Annotated in this window: 18 protein-coding genes; 9 read left to right on the forward strand and 9 right to left on the reverse strand. The window is 64.3% G+C overall.

What is annotated here, in order from left to right:
- Positions 1-5: 5 nt before the first annotated feature.
- The 5 genes from K6T84_RS04110 (at position 6) to K6T84_RS04130 (ending at position 3,089) form a co-directional block, all read left to right on the forward strand.
- The gene (locus K6T84_RS04110; RefSeq protein ID WP_225400632.1) at positions 6-677 is read left to right on the forward strand and encodes an Rv1363c family protein; all 672 of its coding nucleotides are present in this window, start codon (positions 6-8) and stop codon (positions 675-677) included.
- Between the two features lie 65 nt (positions 678-742).
- On the forward strand, positions 743-1,264 hold the full coding sequence (locus tag K6T84_RS04115; RefSeq protein WP_225402054.1) for a hypothetical protein: 522 nt from the start codon (positions 743-745) through the stop codon (positions 1,262-1,264).
- A 7-nt stretch (positions 1,265-1,271) separates the two neighbouring features.
- Positions 1,272-1,667: a DUF732 domain-containing protein gene (locus tag K6T84_RS04120; RefSeq protein WP_329786642.1), complete on the forward strand. Its 396-nt coding sequence runs from the start codon at positions 1,272-1,274 to the stop codon at positions 1,665-1,667.
- A 36-nt stretch (positions 1,668-1,703) separates the two neighbouring features.
- Positions 1,704-2,339 (forward strand): CAP domain-containing protein, encoded by a 636-nt coding sequence (locus K6T84_RS04125; protein WP_408066051.1) that lies wholly within the window; start codon positions 1,704-1,706, stop codon positions 2,337-2,339.
- 138 nt (positions 2,340-2,477) lie between these two features.
- Complete coding sequence (locus tag K6T84_RS04130) at positions 2,478-3,089, forward strand: TetR/AcrR family transcriptional regulator (RefSeq protein WP_225400629.1); 612 nt, start codon at positions 2,478-2,480, stop codon at positions 3,087-3,089.
- A 25-nt stretch (positions 3,090-3,114) separates the two neighbouring features.
- Here the strand turns inward: K6T84_RS04130 and K6T84_RS04135 are convergent, their stop codons facing one another.
- The gene (locus tag K6T84_RS04135; protein ID WP_225400628.1) at positions 3,115-4,380 is read right to left on the reverse strand and encodes an acyl-CoA dehydrogenase family protein; all 1,266 of its coding nucleotides are present in this window, start codon (positions 4,378-4,380) and stop codon (positions 3,115-3,117) included.
- A gap of 166 nt (positions 4,381-4,546) precedes the next feature.
- Positions 4,547-5,458: an amidohydrolase family protein gene (locus K6T84_RS04140; RefSeq protein ID WP_225400627.1), complete on the reverse strand. Its 912-nt coding sequence runs from the start codon at positions 5,456-5,458 to the stop codon at positions 4,547-4,549.
- Positions 5,459-5,657: 199 nt separating this feature from the next.
- Here K6T84_RS04140 and K6T84_RS04145 point away from each other — a divergent pair, with 199 nt between their 5' ends.
- From K6T84_RS04145 to K6T84_RS04160, 4 genes are all read left to right on the forward strand, one after another.
- Positions 5,658-6,059 carry a hypothetical protein gene (locus tag K6T84_RS04145; RefSeq protein WP_225400626.1) on the forward strand — a complete coding sequence of 134 codons (402 nt, stop codon included), beginning with the start codon at positions 5,658-5,660 and terminating at the stop codon, positions 6,057-6,059.
- Positions 6,060-6,061: 2 nt separating this feature from the next.
- Positions 6,062-7,591, forward strand: a complete 1,530-nt coding sequence (locus K6T84_RS04150; protein WP_225400625.1) for an aldehyde dehydrogenase family protein — start codon at positions 6,062-6,064, stop codon at positions 7,589-7,591.
- Positions 7,588-8,940 carry a cytochrome P450 gene (locus K6T84_RS04155; RefSeq protein WP_225400624.1) on the forward strand — a complete coding sequence of 451 codons (1,353 nt, stop codon included), beginning with the start codon at positions 7,588-7,590 and terminating at the stop codon, positions 8,938-8,940. Before K6T84_RS04150 ends, K6T84_RS04155 begins: the two co-directional genes overlap by 4 nt.
- Before the next feature lie 197 nt (positions 8,941-9,137).
- Entirely contained in the window at positions 9,138-10,268 is a 1,131-nt protein-coding gene (locus K6T84_RS04160; protein ID WP_225400623.1) for a LuxR C-terminal-related transcriptional regulator, read from the forward strand.
- 3 nt (positions 10,269-10,271) lie between these two features.
- On the opposite strand, the gene K6T84_RS04165 is transcribed toward K6T84_RS04160, so the two are convergent.
- Genes K6T84_RS04165 through K6T84_RS04195 form a run of 7 tightly spaced genes read right to left on the reverse strand, consistent with a single transcriptional unit; the run spans position 10,272 to position 16,578 of the window.
- Positions 10,272-11,285 carry a phosphotransferase family protein gene (locus tag K6T84_RS04165; RefSeq protein WP_408066052.1) on the reverse strand — a complete coding sequence of 338 codons (1,014 nt, stop codon included), beginning with the start codon at positions 11,283-11,285 and terminating at the stop codon, positions 10,272-10,274.
- The gene (locus K6T84_RS04170; protein ID WP_225400621.1) at positions 11,282-12,214 is read right to left on the reverse strand and encodes a DUF7064 domain-containing protein; all 933 of its coding nucleotides are present in this window, start codon (positions 12,212-12,214) and stop codon (positions 11,282-11,284) included. Before K6T84_RS04170 ends, K6T84_RS04165 begins: the two co-directional genes overlap by 4 nt.
- A gap of 2 nt (positions 12,215-12,216) precedes the next feature.
- Positions 12,217-13,044 (reverse strand): enoyl-CoA hydratase/isomerase family protein, encoded by an 828-nt coding sequence (locus tag K6T84_RS04175; RefSeq protein WP_225400620.1) that lies wholly within the window; start codon positions 13,042-13,044, stop codon positions 12,217-12,219.
- 2 nt (positions 13,045-13,046) lie between these two features.
- Positions 13,047-13,859: an enoyl-CoA hydratase/isomerase family protein gene (locus tag K6T84_RS04180; protein WP_225400619.1), complete on the reverse strand. Its 813-nt coding sequence runs from the start codon at positions 13,857-13,859 to the stop codon at positions 13,047-13,049.
- The gene (locus K6T84_RS04185; protein ID WP_225400618.1) at positions 13,856-14,980 is read right to left on the reverse strand and encodes an LLM class flavin-dependent oxidoreductase; all 1,125 of its coding nucleotides are present in this window, start codon (positions 14,978-14,980) and stop codon (positions 13,856-13,858) included. Before K6T84_RS04185 ends, K6T84_RS04180 begins: the two co-directional genes overlap by 4 nt.
- Positions 14,981-14,996: 16 nt before the next feature.
- A complete protein-coding gene (locus K6T84_RS04190) occupies positions 14,997-15,779 on the reverse strand; it encodes an enoyl-CoA hydratase/isomerase family protein (protein WP_225400617.1) in 783 nt (260 codons plus the stop codon).
- A gap of 40 nt (positions 15,780-15,819) precedes the next feature.
- Positions 15,820-16,578, reverse strand: a complete 759-nt coding sequence (locus K6T84_RS04195) for an SDR family NAD(P)-dependent oxidoreductase (protein ID WP_225400616.1) — start codon at positions 16,576-16,578, stop codon at positions 15,820-15,822.
- Positions 16,579-16,589: the final 11 nt, after the last annotated feature.

The following is a 16,589-nucleotide window of genomic DNA, read 5'->3' on the forward strand; positions in this document are numbered from 1 at the left end:
GTCGCATGCAAGTAGCGAGCGAGTCAGACTTGACCTCGCGATGCGAAATCTCGGATGTGATAACGGATTGCGACGATCCGGGAAACCGCGACGCTCTCGACGCTGCCGAAGGCACAGGCGACGTCGGGGACACGGCTCCCGAGTCCGAGGCCGACGGCGACGCCAGTCAACCGCCGGCTACGGCCTCGGGAAAGCTGGGGACGTCACGGCGGGTGACCATGTTCGGCTTGGCGGTCGTTGTCGCGCTTTCGATGTTGGTTGGTTGGTTGGGACTGCGCGCCGCCCAATCGCATCAGGATGAGGTCCAGCGAAGCCGCCTTCTGCAGGTGGCTCGACAAACTGCGCTGAACCTGACGACCATCGACTGGCATCACGCCGAAGCCGATGTGCACCGCATCATGGATGGCGCAACCGCGGAATTCTACGAGGATTTCGCCGGGCGGTCGCAGCCGTTCATCGACGTCATCAAGAAATTCCAGTCAACCTCGGTCGGCACTGTCACCGAGGCGGCGCTGGAGACGGAGACCGGGGACGCGGCTCAAGCCTTGGTCGCGGTAACGGTTCAGACATCGAATGCGGGTAAGGCCGAGCAGTTTCCACGGTCATGGCGGCTGCGGATCTCGCTGCAGACGGTTGACAATCAGATGAAAGTTTCGAACGTGGAGTTTGTGCCATGAGGTTACTTAAATCCCGGCGCGCCGGGGAGATTGCCGATGCGGAAGCAACAACGGAAGTCGAAGGGATGGACCGGCAGGGTCGGCCACCCGGATGGCGAGGCCGCGTCCGGTGGTCACGGTTCTTGGCCTACGGAGTGTTGCCCGCACTGGCGCTGCTGCTGGTAGCGGCGGCGGGTGTCCTGAAGTGGCAAGACGGGTCAGCGCGCGCCGCGAAAGATCTTGGCGCAGAGGCAGTCCGCGCTGCCACGGACGGCACCGTCGCATTGCTGTCGTATAAGGCCGACACTGTCGAAGCGGATCTTGAAGCCGCACGAGGCAACCTCACCGGCCCGTTTCTGCAGGCTTACACCGACCTGACGCACGACGTGGTGATTCCGGGATCGAAGCAGAAGGACATCTCGGCGGTGGCCACCGTCCCTGCTGCCGCGTCGGTATCGGCGACCGCCAGCCGCGCGGTGGTACTGCTGTTCGTCGACCAGTCGATCATCGTCGGCCAGGACGCTCCTACCAGTACCGCCTCAAGCGTGCGGGTCAGCCTCGACAAAGTCCACAACCGCTGGCTGATCTCCGGATTCGACCCGGTGTGAGATGGCCATGAGACAGCATTATTCGGTATTCCGCCGTCTCCTGGCGCAAGTCCTCGGCGTTTGGGCCGGATTATCCGGAGTCGTGATCGTTGCACTCGCGCCGGCCGTGCTCGCCGATCCGGACCCGGGGACCACCGATCAGCCCGACAAGGTATGGGCTTATCAATGGAATACGTCCATGGGGCACTTCAACTTCGTCAGCCCCGGGGAAGCCCTCAGCTACGGGTACGGAATCTGCAACAAGGTGTCTCAGGGCGAACCGTACGGACAGCTCGTGGCCGACGTGCAGAGCGACGTCACCCCGTCGGAAGGGGCGATGTATCTGATCACCCAGGCGGTGAACGAACTGTGCCCGGCACTGATCCCGAAGTTGCGAAGTTCCGCAGTGCACTATCGCGGCTAACTGTCACAAGGAGGAATGAACATGCCACATCAATCGATGACTCTGACCGCTTTGGCGTTGTTCGCTGCCGGCACACTGTTGAGTGCCCCGGATGCCTTCGCGGACAACGACAACAACACACTCCTGCCGAACAATCACCGGCTCAACAACGGAGTGGTCGCCAATGTCTACACGGTGCAGCATCAGGCGAACTGCACCAACGACGTCAGGATCAACCCGCAGCTGCAACGCGCTGCTCAGTGGCACGCCAACGATGTACTCAATAACCGTGCCCTCGATGGTGACATCGGCTCTGACGGGTCCACCCCGCAAGATCGGGCGAACGCAGCGGGTTACGTTGGCCAAGTGGCCCAGACTATTGCGATCAATCCGGCCATTGCGATCAGCGGGGTCGATTTGATCAACCGGTGGTACAGCGACCCTGTCGCTCACGCCATCATGGCCAACTGCGCCAATTCCCAGATCGGGGTGTGGTCGGAGAACAGCGTGGACCGCACCGTGGTGGTGGCGGTGTACGGACAGCCGCAGCAGCCCGATGCGACCCAGGGACAGAACATACCGTTGGATCCCAGCCCCGACTACGACGCTAGTGACGAGATCGAATTCGGGAATAACTGGTGGGCCAGGATTCTGCGGGGGATCTACCCGCCGCCGTCGCTGGCGGCGAACTAGGCCTTGTCGCGTTTCGAATAAGAGGGTAAATCCCTTGCGGTGCAATCAAGGTAAGTCGGCGGGGGCTTAGGTAAGTAGGTGTGAAAGATGCGGTATACACGAGGTTTTGTTGAGCCGGATACAGCTGACAGTTCCGGCTTGAACGAGCAGACTCGGACGGCGATTCTTGACGCCGCCGCCCGCGCGTTCAGCACCAAGGGTCTGGCCGGGACGCAGCTGACGGACGTGTCTGAGCGCGCCCAGATCCCGCTGCGCGAGATCTATCCCTACTTTCCGGCCCGCGAGCGTCTCATCGAAGAAGTGATGTACTGCGGAATCAGCCAGATGCACACTCACCTGGAGGTGACGCTGGCCGCATTGCCGTCCGGGGTGGCGCCGCTGGATCGTCTCATGGCTGCTGTCGAAGCTCACCTTAGGCAGGTTCTCGAGTTTTCCGACTACTGCAGTGCGTGGATTCGGAATGCGGGCCAGGTCCCTGGGGGGAAAAGTAAGCGGCAAAAGAAGTTGGAGGCCGCCTACGGTCGGATGTGGCGCACCTTGTTCGAGGATGCGATCGGCGGTCGGGGAACTCCTCCGGGGTTCGATGTCCGGATCGCGCGCATGTTGATGTTGGGTGCCATGAACTGGGCCGCGGAATGGTGGGATTCTCAGCGCGGGTCGATCGACACACTGGTGACCACCACACAATTCCTGGTCCGAAGCGGTGTGGAAGCCGCCACCGGATCGTCCGGTGGCGGCTCGCCGAGGTGAAGACCCGGACGCGATATTGCCCGCCTCAGCCGGTGATATCGCGCCCCAGGGCGAGGCGGGCGATACTCCACAGCTGTACTTCGTTGGCGCCCTCATATATTTCGCCGATTTTGCTGTCCCGCCAGATCGATTCCAGATGGTTGATGTGCCCATCGGCGGACAGCCGGCGCACGAACCCGTAGCCGCCGTGCACCTGGATCGCGTCGCGGGCGATGTCGACGGCTACCCGGCTCCCGGTAACCTTGGCCATCGCGGCTTCCGGCTCGGAGGCGTCGGTGGTGTCGGATTTGCGGGCGGCCTTCTGATAGAGCGAGCGGGCTGTCTCGAGCGCGATCGCGTGTTCGGCGAAGCGAAACTGCCAGTGCTGAAACGCGCCGAGCTTGGACCCGAATGCGCTGCGCCTCCGCAAATGGGCAGCGGCATGATCGAAGGCGCATTGGCCCATTCCGACACCCATCGCCGCGACGCCGGTCCGGCCCATCGACAGGCTCTTCAACGCCGCGGCAAGCCCACGCCCGGGCTCGGCGATCACGTGGTTATCGGGGACGAAGACATGGGTGAACTCGATGTCGGAGGTCAACTGCAGCCGATTACCCATCTTGCGGTCCGGCTCACCGACGGTGACGCCCTCGGCGTGCATGTCGACCAGCAGCATCGCCTGCGCGCCATCGACCACGCACAGCACGGTCACGATGTCGGCGGCGCACGCATTGGTGATCCACCGTTTGTGGCCGGTCAGCCGGTAGCCGCCTGGTACGGCGACCGCGGTGGTGCGCATTGCGTCGGCGGTCAGGTCGGTGCTGGCGTCGGGCTCGCTGGTGGCGAAGGAGCCGACGATCTCGCCATGTATCAAGCGGGGTAGGAATTCGGCGCGAATATGGTTCGGGGCGGCATCGAGGGTGCCCCCGACCAGCATGATCTGTCCGTCGTAGAGCGCCGAGGCGACCCCCGGCGCGTAGTAGGCGAGTTCCTCCAGCACCGTCGCGGCGGCGAGCATCGGGTACTCCAGGTCCCGGCCGCCGACATCGGAGCGGAACGGTATCGCAAAGAGGTCGGCATCGGTCATATCCCGCACGATGTCGTATGGAAAGGCTTCCGCCGATTCCTCAGCCGAGTTCAACTCGGCGGCGCGGGGCGCCAGCACCCGTTCCGCGAATTCTCGTGCTTCACCGCGTATTTTGACGGTCTCGGCTGGCAGCAGGATGTCATCGGAGAGTCGCTCGGCGGTCCTGGGCAGGTCCTGCACGGAGGATGTGCGGGCATGAATCGAAGATGTGCTCTGCTGGGTCACAATCATCACGCAATCTGTTGGGGCACCATGTCTTTGCTGGCCTGACGGCCGAAAGTCATACAATCACAGCAGGTCATCAACCGTTAGCCCCCGAACGGCATGTGTTCGTGTCCCGAAAGGGAGTGGTGACGCTGCACTTTGGTGGCAGCTGGAAAGTCCGAGGGGCTCACAAGCCTAAGAACTCAATGGCGTTCTCGCGCATGATCCGCTCCTTGGTGCGGTCCTTGAGCGGCAACTCCTGCAACTCGCGGACGCAACGGGTGAGGTCGAAGCCGTTGCTGCCCAGCATGATCTTCCCGCGCAACTGACGGTCCATGGCTCGAACCAGTTCGGGGTCCAGGGTTTTCGGGAAGTACGCCGAGATGTCGCCGTACACGTTCGGGTGGCGCCACATCATCGAGATGAACTCCCCGGTCCACGGCCAGCCGGTGTGCGACAGGTTGATCTTCAGGTCGGGAAAGTCGATGGCGACGTCGTCGACCAGCATCGGATGTCCGACGTTGCTGGGCAGTGTCTCAGCGGAATGGCCCACCTGCATGCCGACGGGGATACCCAGTTCCACGCACTTGGCGTAGAGCGGGTAGCAGCGCCGGTCGTTGGGGGCGATTCCGAAGGTCATCGGGTGGAAGTAGACGTATTTGAAGCTGTGATCCCGCACGAACGTCTCGATGCGCCGCAAGCTGTCGTCGATGCGAAACGGGTTGTAGCCGGCGGCGCCGATGAACCGGTCGCCGGCCGCCTTGACGGCCTCGGCCACCACCTCTTCGGGCATGTCGATGATCAGCTGGTGATGGTGGTGGTAGGACCACATCTTCAGGCAGGCCAACACGATCGCGTCGCAACCCTCACGGTCCAGCTGGGAGATCGCCTCCTCGATGTGCAGCGTGGGGTCGGATTCGGTAGGCGGGTCGTCGACCTTGACCTCGCGGCCCCACTGGGTCGTCACGACGCCGTCACGCAGCAGGGGCCGCAGCGTGGTTCGCACCATGGTCTGGAACTCTTCGTACAGATACTCGGTACCCGACAGTCCCGGGGCCACATACGGCGCATAGTTCATGATGTCGATGACGCCGGGCATGTGAGCTCCTTCGGATCATGTTTGGCCTGACCATTTGTACGGTAGGCGCTGTCGTGAGCGCTGGCAAGACCGGCGGCTCCGCCGCGCAGCGGCGCGACTCGGTATCCCTTTCGAGACACGAAGACGTCCCATTCGAGGGCTAACCTCTCCTGACCTGCGGTGATGTGATGGAAGTCATCAACGAGCCGGAGGTGTGACGGTGGGCTTCTTCAGAGATGCGGCCGAACTTGACGAATACATCGGGGGAGTGTTCCGCGACGCGGGTGACCATCCCGAATCCGGCCCCAAATTGCGGGCCGCCGACCTCGTGATGCGGGTCATCTACGCCGATCCCGACGGCGAGATGACGATCGCATTCCGTGACGACTATCAGGTCAACGCCGGACCGACGGACCTCAAGCCGGACATCACCTTGCTCATGCGCGGCGACACCGCCGACCAATTCTGGCGCGGCGACTACAACCTGGCGATCGGGCTGGCCAAGGGCCAGGTCAAGGCGAAGGGTCCGGTGAACAAGATCCTCAAGCTGGTTCCGCTGACCAAGCCGCTGTTTGGCATGTATCGGGAGAAGATCGCCAAGAAGGACGCCGAGGTCGGCTGAGTATGACCGTTCAACACCAGCTGATGCTGATCGACGGCAAAGACGTCGACTCGGACCGGCGGATGACGATCATCGACCCGAGCGACGAGTCGGTGGTCGCCACCGTCGCCCAGGGCGATGCGTCGCACATCGACGCCGCGGTCACCGCCGCCCGCGCCGCATTCGACAGCGGCGCCTGGTCGGGCACGACCCCGCAGCAGCGCGCCGCCGTTATGCGGCAGATCGCCGCGGCTGCCAATGAGGTGATCGAAGACCTCGTGGAGCTGGAGATGGCGTGCAACGGCGCCACCGTGCGCCAAGCGACCGGCTTCCACATCGGTTACGCACTAGCGCATTTCACCTACTTCGCCGACCTCGCCGAAACCTATGCATGGCGGCGGCCGGCGCCTATCGCGACATTTCCGGCATTGAGTCAGAGCGTCGTGCACCGCGAACCGATCGGCGTTGTCGGAGCGATCGCGCCGTGGAATTTTCCGCTGCTGCTGACCCTTTGGAAGGTGGGCCCGGCGCTGGCCGCAGGCAACAGCGTCGTGGTCAAACCCGATGAGCACACGCCGCTATCGATCCTGGAATTCGCCCGCATCGCCGAACGCAACGGACTGCCGCCCGGGGTGCTCAACGTCGTCCCGGGCGACGGACGGGAGGCAGGAGCCCGGCTGGCATCTCATCCTGACGTAGGCAAAATCGCATTCACCGGTTCCACCGAAGTGGGGCGCGAGATCATGCGGCTCGCGTCCGGCACCGTCAAGCAGGTCACGCTAGAACTCGGCGGCAAAGGCCCGTCAATCGTCCTGGACGACGCCGACCTCGATCTGGCCGTCGACGGCGTGCTCTACGGCTGCTTCGTCTACAGCGGCCAAGTATGTGAATCCGGAACCCGCGCACTGGTTCCCCGCCAGATTCATGACCGATTCGTAGAGCGGTTAGTGCAGCGGGCGAAGTCGATCGTCGTGGGCCCCACTCGCGACTGGGACACCGACATGGGGCCGGTGATCGACGCCAAGCAACGTCGCCGCATCTTGGATTACCTGTCGGAAGCGCAGGCCGACGGCGCCACCGTCGTCCTTGGCGGCGAATCGGTGCCCGGTGACGATTTCGCCAAGGGGTTCTGGGTGGAGCCGACCATCGTGACCGGCGTCCGTAATAACATGCGCATCGCTCGCGAAGAGGTGTTCGGCCCAGTGCTGGTAGTGATCCCCTATGACGGTGACGACGAGGCGATCGCCATCGCCAACGATACCGACTACGGACTGGCGGCGAGTGTCTGGACGTCCGACAACGCCCGCGGACTCGCGGTGGCCGAACGCATCCAGAGCGGCAGCGTCTGGATCAACGACGCCCACCAGATCAACTGCCAGGTGCCGTTCGGCGGGTACAAGCAGAGTGGCATCGGCCGTGAACTCGGCCCCGATGCACTTGATTCCTACACCGAAGTCAAGACCGTGCACCTCGACTTGTCCGGGGGCCGTGCCGCCAAACCCTACGACATCCTGCTCAGCCATGCCGATGAGAAAGGCGAGTCACAACCATGACCACCTCGTTTGACGACACCGACCTGTCCTTTGACGACGGGGAAGACGACGGCGTCGATATTCCACCGACCAATGACGTTGCCGCCACCCGTCAATACGACGAGATCAATGTGTCGGCAGATGCGTTTTGGGACTTGGATTTACCTGAACGTGATGCAACCTTTGCTCGACTGCGCCGGGACCGTCCGATTAGCTGGCAACCGCCTGTCGAGACGTCGGCGGTCCCCGATCCCGACGATCCCGGGTTCTGGGCGGTGGTGCGGCACCAGGACATCATCGAGGTCAGTCAGCACGACGAAGTGTTCGTCTCCCGCTACGGGATGATGTTCGATACGTTGCCGCCGGTATTCCTGGAAATGGCGACGTCGTTTCTGTCGATGGACGATCCAAAGCACAACAAGGTGCGGCGACTGGTGGTTGCCGCCTTCACACCCCGCCAGATCCGTCGGATCGAAGACGACATCGCCTCGCGTGCGCGCAGGATCGTGGCCACCGCCGCCGAAAAGGCCGCCGCCGGACAACCGGTCGACTTCGTCGAGGACATCTCCATGCAGTTGCCTCAGGAAATGTTCTGCAGCATGTTCGGCATCCCAGAGGAGCTTCGCCTGAAGGTCGGTCGCGCCGCAGACGAGACGATGGCCTGGGCCGATCCGGTGCTGCTCGCCGGCCGTGACCCCGTCGAGGTGCAGGTCGAGGCCACCTCGCTGATTCATGAGATCGCCGCGGATCTGATCGCGCAGCGGCGCGAGAAGCCTGAGAATGATCTGCTGACCGCCCTGATGCGGGCCGAGGTTGACGGGGAGAAGTTGTCGGACTTCGAGATCGGCGCGGTGATGGTGCTGTTCGCGGTCGCAGGTACCGATACCACCCGGCACACTGCCAGTTTCGCGGCCAAAGCCCTGACCGACTTCCCCGAGCAGCGTCGTTGGCTGTGGGAGGACTTCGATAACCGTATCGCTTCGGCGATAGAAGAGTTTCTGCGTTGGGGTTCAGTAGTTATGACGTTCCGGCGCACCGCAGTCACCGAGTATGTGCTCAATGGTCAGCAGATCCTGCCCGGCGACAAGGTGGTGATGATGTACGCCTCCGGCAACCGCGACGCCGACGTCTTCGATAATCCCGACACCTTCGACCTGTCCCGGCATCCCAACCCGCACATTGCCTTCGGCGGCGGTGGTGTCCACTACTGCCTGGGAACGCATCTGGCCAGGTCGATGCTGCGTGCCTTGTTTCGTGAATTACATCGACTGACACCTGACTTCAGCGTCGGTGAGCCGGAATTGGTGCGCACCAACTTCATCCGAGGTGTTGTCAGTATGCCCTTCGAGGCGAATGTGGTACCGCGATGAGCCGATGCGACGGTGACGGAGAGTTGTACTCCCACAACGGCAGTGGTCTTCGGGCGGGTTTTTTCCGGTGATCCCCGACGGTCGTTGAACTGCTGTCACAGGATCCGGCATCCGGTCATCGTCCACGGACCTTCCGCTGTGTTCCTGAATTGGTGCGGAGTCCGATATTGACGCCCGAACTGGCCTAGACTTGTGCGGTGGGTCACATCAAAATGGCGGGGAACGTCGCGGTCCAGGCGGCGACTTCGGAGGATGGCGTACGCGCCGTGCTGGAGGCATTGCGGACGATAAGCGACTCCGGCATGTCGCTGAACTCGGCAGATGCCGGTGCAGTTGTCAGCGATGCATGGACGACGTTGGCAGACGTGCTGGCGGAGCGTCATCAGCCCGGCGCGGTCGAGCTGCTCGAAATGCTGCGCAGGTTGGCTCGAATCCAGGACGGGATGCTGCGTGGGCGGGAGGTCGGACACCGAATCGGTGACGCATTGACTCGGCTTGAGGCTGCACCGTGTTCGGTCAAAGCTGTGGTCGATGCGGCACCCCGGATGATGGGAGACCTGGGCTTCGACCGCGGCATTGTTTCCCGCATTGTCGACGGCGTCTGGATCTCCACAGGCGTGTTCGTCGCTGACGACCCGCAGTGGGCCGAGAAGATCAACCGCATCGGACAGGAGCAGCCCCAGACGCTGACACCGGGCCTGTTCGAAACCGAAATCGTTCGGCGGCGGCAGGCCATCGTCGTCACCGATGTCCAACACGACTCGCGGGTGCACCGGCCGATCGCCGACGAGTCCCGGTCACGTTCCTACGTGGCGGCGCCCATCATTTCTCAAGGGCAGGTCATCGGGCTGCTTCACGCGGATCGCTATCTACAGGCAAGGGACACCGACGTCGTCGACTGCGAGACACTTACTGCGTTTGCTCATGGTCTGCGGCTGGCGCTCAGCAGGGCGTCAGTCGTTGAGCAATTGCAGTCGGTGAGTAACGCGCTGAGGGGCGCCGCGGAGGACACGGAGGAGGCCTTGAGCGGCGTTCACCGGATCTCGCTGGCGCCACACCGGGAGGTGGCCGCTGACGAAACGGGGCCCGCCCGCGTCGCACCACGCGTACTGAACCGGGCCCTGCGTTCGGTACGGGACGTGCTGACCAACCGTGAGGTCGAAATCTTGGAACTGATGGCGCAGGGACGCACCAACGCCCGCATCGCGTCGCAGCTGGTGATCGCCGAAGGCACGGTAAAACAACACGTGAAGCACATTCTGCGGAAGCTTCGCGCCGAGAACCGCGCCGAGGCCGTATCCCGGCTGTATCAGTCCGACGGGGGTTGAGGTCTATTCGCCGGCCAGGTGTTCCCCGGCGGCCAGGAACGCTGTCACCAGCCCCGGATCCGCGTAGTAGGGGTCGCCTACTCCGCTCTCGAAACGTCGTCGGCTGTACTCGTAGAGCGCGGCAAGCTTGTACATCGACAGCGTCGCATACCAATTCACCTGCGACACGTCGGCCCCGGTGGAGTTCGCGTAGCGGTCGAGCAACTCGGTACGGGTGGGATAGCCGGGTTCGAGCACCGCGGTGCCGAGCGCCGAGGTAGCCACCAGCGGCTCACCCGGCACCGGATACGACGCGAGCAGATAGCCCAGATCGGCCAATGGATCGCCGACCGTGGCCAGCTCCCAGTCCAGTACCGCGGCGACGTTTCCCGCTCTGATGTCGACAATCATGTTGCCGATCCGAAAGTCGTTGTGAACAATCGATGTCGCCGACTCGGGCGGTAGATGCGCGTGCAGCCACTCGTCCAACGCCGCGAAGGTGTGCGGTACGGCTCCATCGGCGGCGACCAGCGACCGCATCCGCCGCAACTGCCGCGCGTTGAACCCATCCGGCTTACCAAAGTCGCCGAGCCCCACCTCGCGCCAAGCCACGGTGTGCAACTCAGCGAGGGTATCCACCAATGATTCACCGATGCGCCGGCGCAGCTGCTGATCGTCCTGGGGCGCCGGTGTCGACTCGGTGATCACCGCCCCGTCAACGAAGTCCATCACCAGCAGCGGAACGTCGAGCAGCTCGTCGGCTGCCGCGGTGGCCAACACCCGGGGTGTCGGGACATTCGTCTGGGCCAATGCCGATAGCAGCCGCGCTTCGCGTAGCACATCATGGGCGCCGGGAGGCAACGGCGGCGGTGGTGGGCGGCGCACCACCACCCGCGACCGGCCGTCCGACACCAGAAACGTCAGATTGGAATGGCCGTCACCGATCGGCTCGGTGCTCACCGTCGGGCCGCACAGGCCACGCTCGGCCAGGAATCTTCCCAGCAGCACAAGCTGAGCTTGAGACCAGGTCCACATCAGAAGTCCTGGGCGCAGAGATAGTCCAGATAACTGCCTTGCCAGTGAGTTTCGAACTGGCCCGCGCCCCGTTCGCCGTCGATGACGGCGTGACAGGCGCCTTCCCGGATCACCGTCTGCAGCCTGTCGTGAGTGGGCAGTTCAATCACACCGAAGACGTCGAGTTCCAACTCGGTTCGCCCGCCGCTGACGTCGGTGAGCGTCGCCCGCAACCGGCGCTGACGCATCTGGTCGCCGTATTCGGCGCGCTGGTCGATACTCCGGACCGGATAGGTGATGCCGTCGCGCACCACGTACCCGGCGAAACCCCACTCGCCCTTGGCGATCCAGATCCAACCGTTGACCGCCCGGCCGGATTCGGTATAGGCAACTAGCCATTTCCAATGCTGCGGCATACCCCAGTCGCGTACACCCCAGGAGTGGTCGCGATGCCCCATCCGGTCCCACTCGATCCGGCGCCCCGCGATGTTGATCCCGCCGTACACCCGGCCGGTCTGCTCAATCCGGTTCTCCGCGAACCACGACGGCAGGCCGTCCGGATTGCTTCGGTAGCTGAACGCGTCGTGCATCCCATCGAACGCGAACTCGATTTGCACACCGTCGCGGTCGTAGGTCATCAGACACGACTTGCGCAGTTCCGGCTGGGTGAGGGTCAACCCGTCGAAGGAGAAGTCGTCCAGGTCCATGTCATCGGGTATCCGCCCGCTGTGCAGATGCACGGCGAGTGGCTGCGAATCAGGCCCCCACACGCAGACGTTGTAGCCGGCCTTCCCGCTACCGGTGAGATACAGGTAGACCTGCATGCCGACCTCATGCTCCGGCATGATCAGCTGCCAGAACAGGCTGTCGCGGGTACGTTCCCCGGCGATCGGCCGGTGCCGCAGGTCGTCATCAGGTCCGAGACCGGAGTCAATGCCGTTGGCAATAATCACAACTATCCCTTCGTCAAGGCCTGCCTTGTTTCCGGTACCTGCATGATGAGCGCTTGGCCGCGGTTATCCAGTTCCAGGGCGGACTGAAATGAGTTGTTCTCCAGGTTCCGAACCAGCGCGTTCTTGGTGGATCGCATGCTGTCGTCCGGATTGGCCGCGATGGTGTCGGCCAACTCGATCGCGGCGTGCAGGGCGGTGCCGGTTTCGGCGAGCCGATCGGCCAGCCCGATCCGCGCCGCCTCGGCGGCCCGCACGGTGCGCCCGGTGAAGGCCAGCTCCGCGGCGCGGCCGGGGCCGATCAGCCGGACCAGGTTCCACGAGGTGCCCAGCTCGCCGATGGACAGCCCGACCCGCACAAACCCGGCGCTGAAACTCGCGGTGGCATCGGCGATCCGGACATCGGCGGCGAGCGCCAGCGACAGGCCACCGCCGGCGGCGGGACCGCTGACCGCAGCGATCACCGGGTAGGGCAGCGCACGCAGCCCGGTGGAGCCGGCCGCGGCGGTCTCCACCAGGTCGGTGAACTCCGACACCGACATCCGGGTGAGGACATCGATTTCGCCGATATCGAACCCGGTGCAGAATGCCTTGCCGCCCGCCCCGGTGACGATCAGCGCCCGCAGCTGCGCGTGCCGCAAGGTGGCGGTGGCCCAGGCAATCTCGCCGAACATCTCAACGGTCTGCGAGTTCCCGCGATCGGGCCGGTTCACCGACATCACCACGAGACCGGGGCTAGGTTCGTCGAAGGCCAGGGTGTGGGCGGTACGCAGCTCGGCAAGTACCTCGTCCAGCGGGCGTCGGGCCACCCGGTTCCAGCGTGTGGTGTCCATGGTCAGCGCCCGGAAAAGATCGGTGCGCGCTTGGCTTTGAAGGCCGCTAACGCCTCGGTCATATCGTCACAGCGGGTCAGCAGCGCCTGCCCGCGGTTTTCCAGTTCGAGCGCCGCCGCAAACGAGGCGACCTCCAGGTTGGACTGCAGTGCCCGCTTGGACATCCGGACACCGCCGGGGGAGTTGGCGCAGATCTGGGCGGCCATGGCCAGCGCTTGCCCGATCAGGTCGTCCGGACCGGTCACCCGGTTGAGCAGGCCGAGCCGCTCGGCTTCCTCGGACTCGACGACGCGCCCGGTGAAGCCGATCTCGGCGGCCGCGGACGGGCCGATCAGCCGCGGCAACAGCCAGGAGGTCCCCAGATCGCCCGCCGACAGCCCGATCCGCACGAACGCGGCGTTGAACTTCGCCGACGGCGACCCGAGCCGAATGTCGGCCATCAGGCTCAGCGACATGCCGCCGCCGGCGGCCGGCCCGTTGACCGCGGCGATCACCGGAACCGGGACACCCCGGATGGCGCTGAGCGCCCGGGCGGCACGCTCCTGGCGGTCCAGCATGCCCAGCGCCGAGAGCGACGTCAGCTCCTCGGCGTCGTCGAGGTCGTAGCCCGCGCAGAACGCCCTGCCCGCCCCGGTCAGGATCAGCACCCGGATGTCCCGGTCGTCGGCGACCGCACGTGCAACCGCTTCCAGCTCGTCGAACATGGTCACCGTCATCGCGTTGAACCGGTCCGGCCGGTTCAACGTCAGCTGGATCACGCCGTCGGCAGGAGCCTCGAGAAGCAAGGTTTCATAACGCTGTTCGAGATCAATCACGACACCATCTCCGATCGTTCGGTCTTGCGTTTGACGTCGGGCGTGGTCGAGCGCCCAAGCAGAGCCCGCAGTCCGGCCAGGATCTGCCGTGTCCCATGTAGCGTCTGCGTATCTGATAGCCCCCAAGGTGGGGCGGTCGTGTCGACGTGGTCGAACCCCTGCGAGGCTGTCCGTAGCCGAGCGGGGAAGTCTCGCGGGGTGCACGCGACGGAGATCGCGTCGACGGCGGCGTCGGGTACTGCCCTGATCAGGGCTTCGGTGTCGCGGTCGCGAGCGGCCGCGCGGATCTTCTGCTGGGCGGCCGACCAGCCGTGCAGGTCGAACAGTCGGTCATACACCCTTGACGCGGCGTACTGACCGATCGCAAAGGCCGCGCGTCGGCGCGCCGCATCCTCATCGTCGTCGAGCACGCAGATCCGGATACCCATGACGGTGACGTCGCTGACAGGACGGCCGACTTGGCTTGCTGCGGTAGCAAGTTCGGGGCGCACCACCTGTTCGACGTAGTCGGTGGTGAACATCGGATGGCCGACTAGCCCATCGGCCATCCGGCCGGCCGTCCGGATCATCGCCGGATTGACGCCGGCGATCCAGATCGGCAGGTGGGCTCGTAGTGGCGGAGACATGTCGGTACCGGGCGCAATGTGCACGGTGTAGAACCGTCCATCGTGGTCCACTGGTCCCTCGTGTAGCCGCCACAGCTTTCGCAACACAGTGATCAACTCAGCCATCCGGGCTGCCGGTGCATCACCGGTGACGCCGTGCCAGTTCTGCATCATGGTGGACGTGCCGTTACCGAGCCCGAGTATCAGTCGTCCGCCGGAGAGTTCATCGAGATCCCGTGCCTCCGCGGCCCACATCAACGGTGACCGCCCGACGCCGTAGGCGATATTTGACCCGATCTGTACGTGACTGGTGGTTGCGGCCAACAGTGTCATAGGCACGGTTGCCGAGCGGCTGTAAAGTTCGCTGGCCCAGATCGCGGAGCAACCCGCGGCTTCAGCTTCTTGGGCCAGATCGGTCATGATGTCGAACCGCTCCCGCCCCCTGCCGACACCGACTACGTTGATGCCGTATGAAGTTTGCGCCGCCGGCTCACCGATCGAGACTGAGTGTTCCACTGAAACATCCTGTCATTCAGGCGAATTCCGGTGTGCGCTTCTCGACGAACGCTCGGATTCCCTCGGCCGCCTCACCCCGTTCGAACAGTTCTTGGATTTGATCGGCCTCGAACCGCAGGCCATCGGGGAGGATCCGCTCATAGGCCGCGTTGACGGTTCGGACAACGGCGCGTTGCGCCGCCGATGAGGGGCCGCACAACTCGCGGGCCAACTCGCGTGCGGCGGTCGCCGCGTCGCCAGCAGCCACCAGTCGGTCGATCAGACCAATGCGCAGTGCTTCCTGGGCGTCAACCTGCCGACCGGTGAGCATGATGTCCAGTGCGGCTCCGCGGCCGACTAGGTGGGGTAGCCGCTGCGTTCCACCGGCGCCCGGAATCAGGCCGAGCTTTACCTCGGGCAGTCCCATCCGGGAGTCGGTGCCGGCGACGCGCAGTGTGCAGGCCATCGCAAGCTCCAAGCCGCCGCCCAGCGCGAGTCCGTCGATGGCGGCCACTGACAACGCCTGATGAGAGGCTAGCCGTTCGACGGCGGCGCGCAGGGCATCCCCGTAGGCGCTGAACGATGCGGCGTCGACCGAGGACATGTGTTTGATGTCGGCGCCGGCGGCGAAGAACCCGGCCCGAGCAGAGGACACCACGATGACCTTGGCGGGTAACGCATCGGCGGCATCGAGCCCGGTGTGCAGAGCCTTGATGAGCGGAAGCCCGAGCGCATTGGCCGGCGGGCGGTTGAGCATGATCTCGACGACTGGGCCTTCCACACGCAGGCTTGCCGGCGCGTCATCATCGGACAGTGTCATGGGAATACGTCTCCTTGGTTCGGAAGGGGGAGCGCGGCTGTCAGGCCATGGTCAGGCCGCCGCTGACGGACAGGGTCTGGCCGGTGATGTATTCGGCGGCATCGGAGGCGAAGAACGCGACGGCTGCGGCGATGTCGGATGGCTGGGCCAGCCGCTTCATCGGCACCGAGCGGGTCATGCCGCCGATCACCTTGTCAGCCTCTTGCCCGGAAGCGTCAGCGAACTTACGCAGCGCCGGGGTGTCGGTGGGGCCGGGGCAGACGGTGTTCGCGGTCACCCCTTTGGTCGCCACCTCCCGCGCCAGTGTCTTGGTGAACGCGATGATGCCCCCCTTGGCGCCGGAATACACGGCCTCCAGGGAGGATCCGACCCGTCCGGCATCGGAGCCGATGTTGATAACCCGCCCGAAACCGCGTTCCACCATGCCCGGTACCACAGTGTGGATGACACGTAGCGCCCCCTTGAAGTTGATGTCGAGGATCTTGTCCCAGAAGTCCTCCGACGTTTTCAGGAACGGCATGAAGTCATCCCATCCAGCGTTGTTGACCACGATCTCGATATCCCCGAGTTCGGCGGTCACAGCCGCGACCGCACTGCGCACCGACGCGGTGTCAGTCACGTCGACGACCACGGCGATAGCCTCACCACCCGCGGCGGCAATGCGTTTCGCGGTGGCTTCTGCCGCCTCTAGGTTGAGGTCGGCGACGGCGACCCGGAACCCGGCGGCTCCCAGGGTTTCCGAGATGCCTTGGCCGATGCCCTGGGCTCCTCCAGTGACAAAGGCGACGCGGTTGCTCATGACGGTTTCTC

The organism is Mycobacterium zoologicum (assembly GCF_020181635.2).
GTDB lineage: Bacteria > Actinomycetota > Actinomycetes > Mycobacteriales > Mycobacteriaceae > Mycobacterium > Mycobacterium zoologicum.

What these genes read in the sequence shown, in the direction of transcription:
- K6T84_RS04110 (WP_225400632.1), top strand. Translation starts at nt 6, where the DNA reads ATGCAAGTAGCGAGCGAGTCAGACTTGACCTCGCGATGCGAAATCTCG.
- K6T84_RS04115 (WP_225402054.1), top strand. Translation starts at nt 743, where the DNA reads ATGGACCGGCAGGGTCGGCCACCCGGATGGCGAGGCCGCGTCCGGTGG.
- K6T84_RS04120 (WP_329786642.1), top strand. Translation starts at nt 1,272, where the DNA reads ATGAGACAGCATTATTCGGTATTCCGCCGTCTCCTGGCGCAAGTCCTC.
- K6T84_RS04125 (WP_408066051.1), top strand. Translation starts at nt 1,704, where the DNA reads ATGACTCTGACCGCTTTGGCGTTGTTCGCTGCCGGCACACTGTTGAGT.
- K6T84_RS04140 (WP_225400627.1), bottom strand. Translation starts at nt 5,458, where the DNA reads ATGCCCGGCGTCATCGACATCATGAACTATGCGCCGTATGTGGCCCCG.
- K6T84_RS04150 (WP_225400625.1), top strand. Translation starts at nt 6,062, where the DNA reads ATGACCGTTCAACACCAGCTGATGCTGATCGACGGCAAAGACGTCGAC.
- K6T84_RS04155 (WP_225400624.1), top strand. Translation starts at nt 7,588, where the DNA reads ATGACCACCTCGTTTGACGACACCGACCTGTCCTTTGACGACGGGGAA.
- K6T84_RS04175 (WP_225400620.1), bottom strand. Translation starts at nt 13,044, where the DNA reads ATGGACACCACACGCTGGAACCGGGTGGCCCGACGCCCGCTGGACGAG.
- K6T84_RS04190 (WP_225400617.1), bottom strand. Translation starts at nt 15,779, where the DNA reads ATGACACTGTCCGATGATGACGCGCCGGCAAGCCTGCGTGTGGAAGGC.
- K6T84_RS04195 (WP_225400616.1), bottom strand. Translation starts at nt 16,578, where the DNA reads ATGAGCAACCGCGTCGCCTTTGTCACTGGAGGAGCCCAGGGCATCGGC.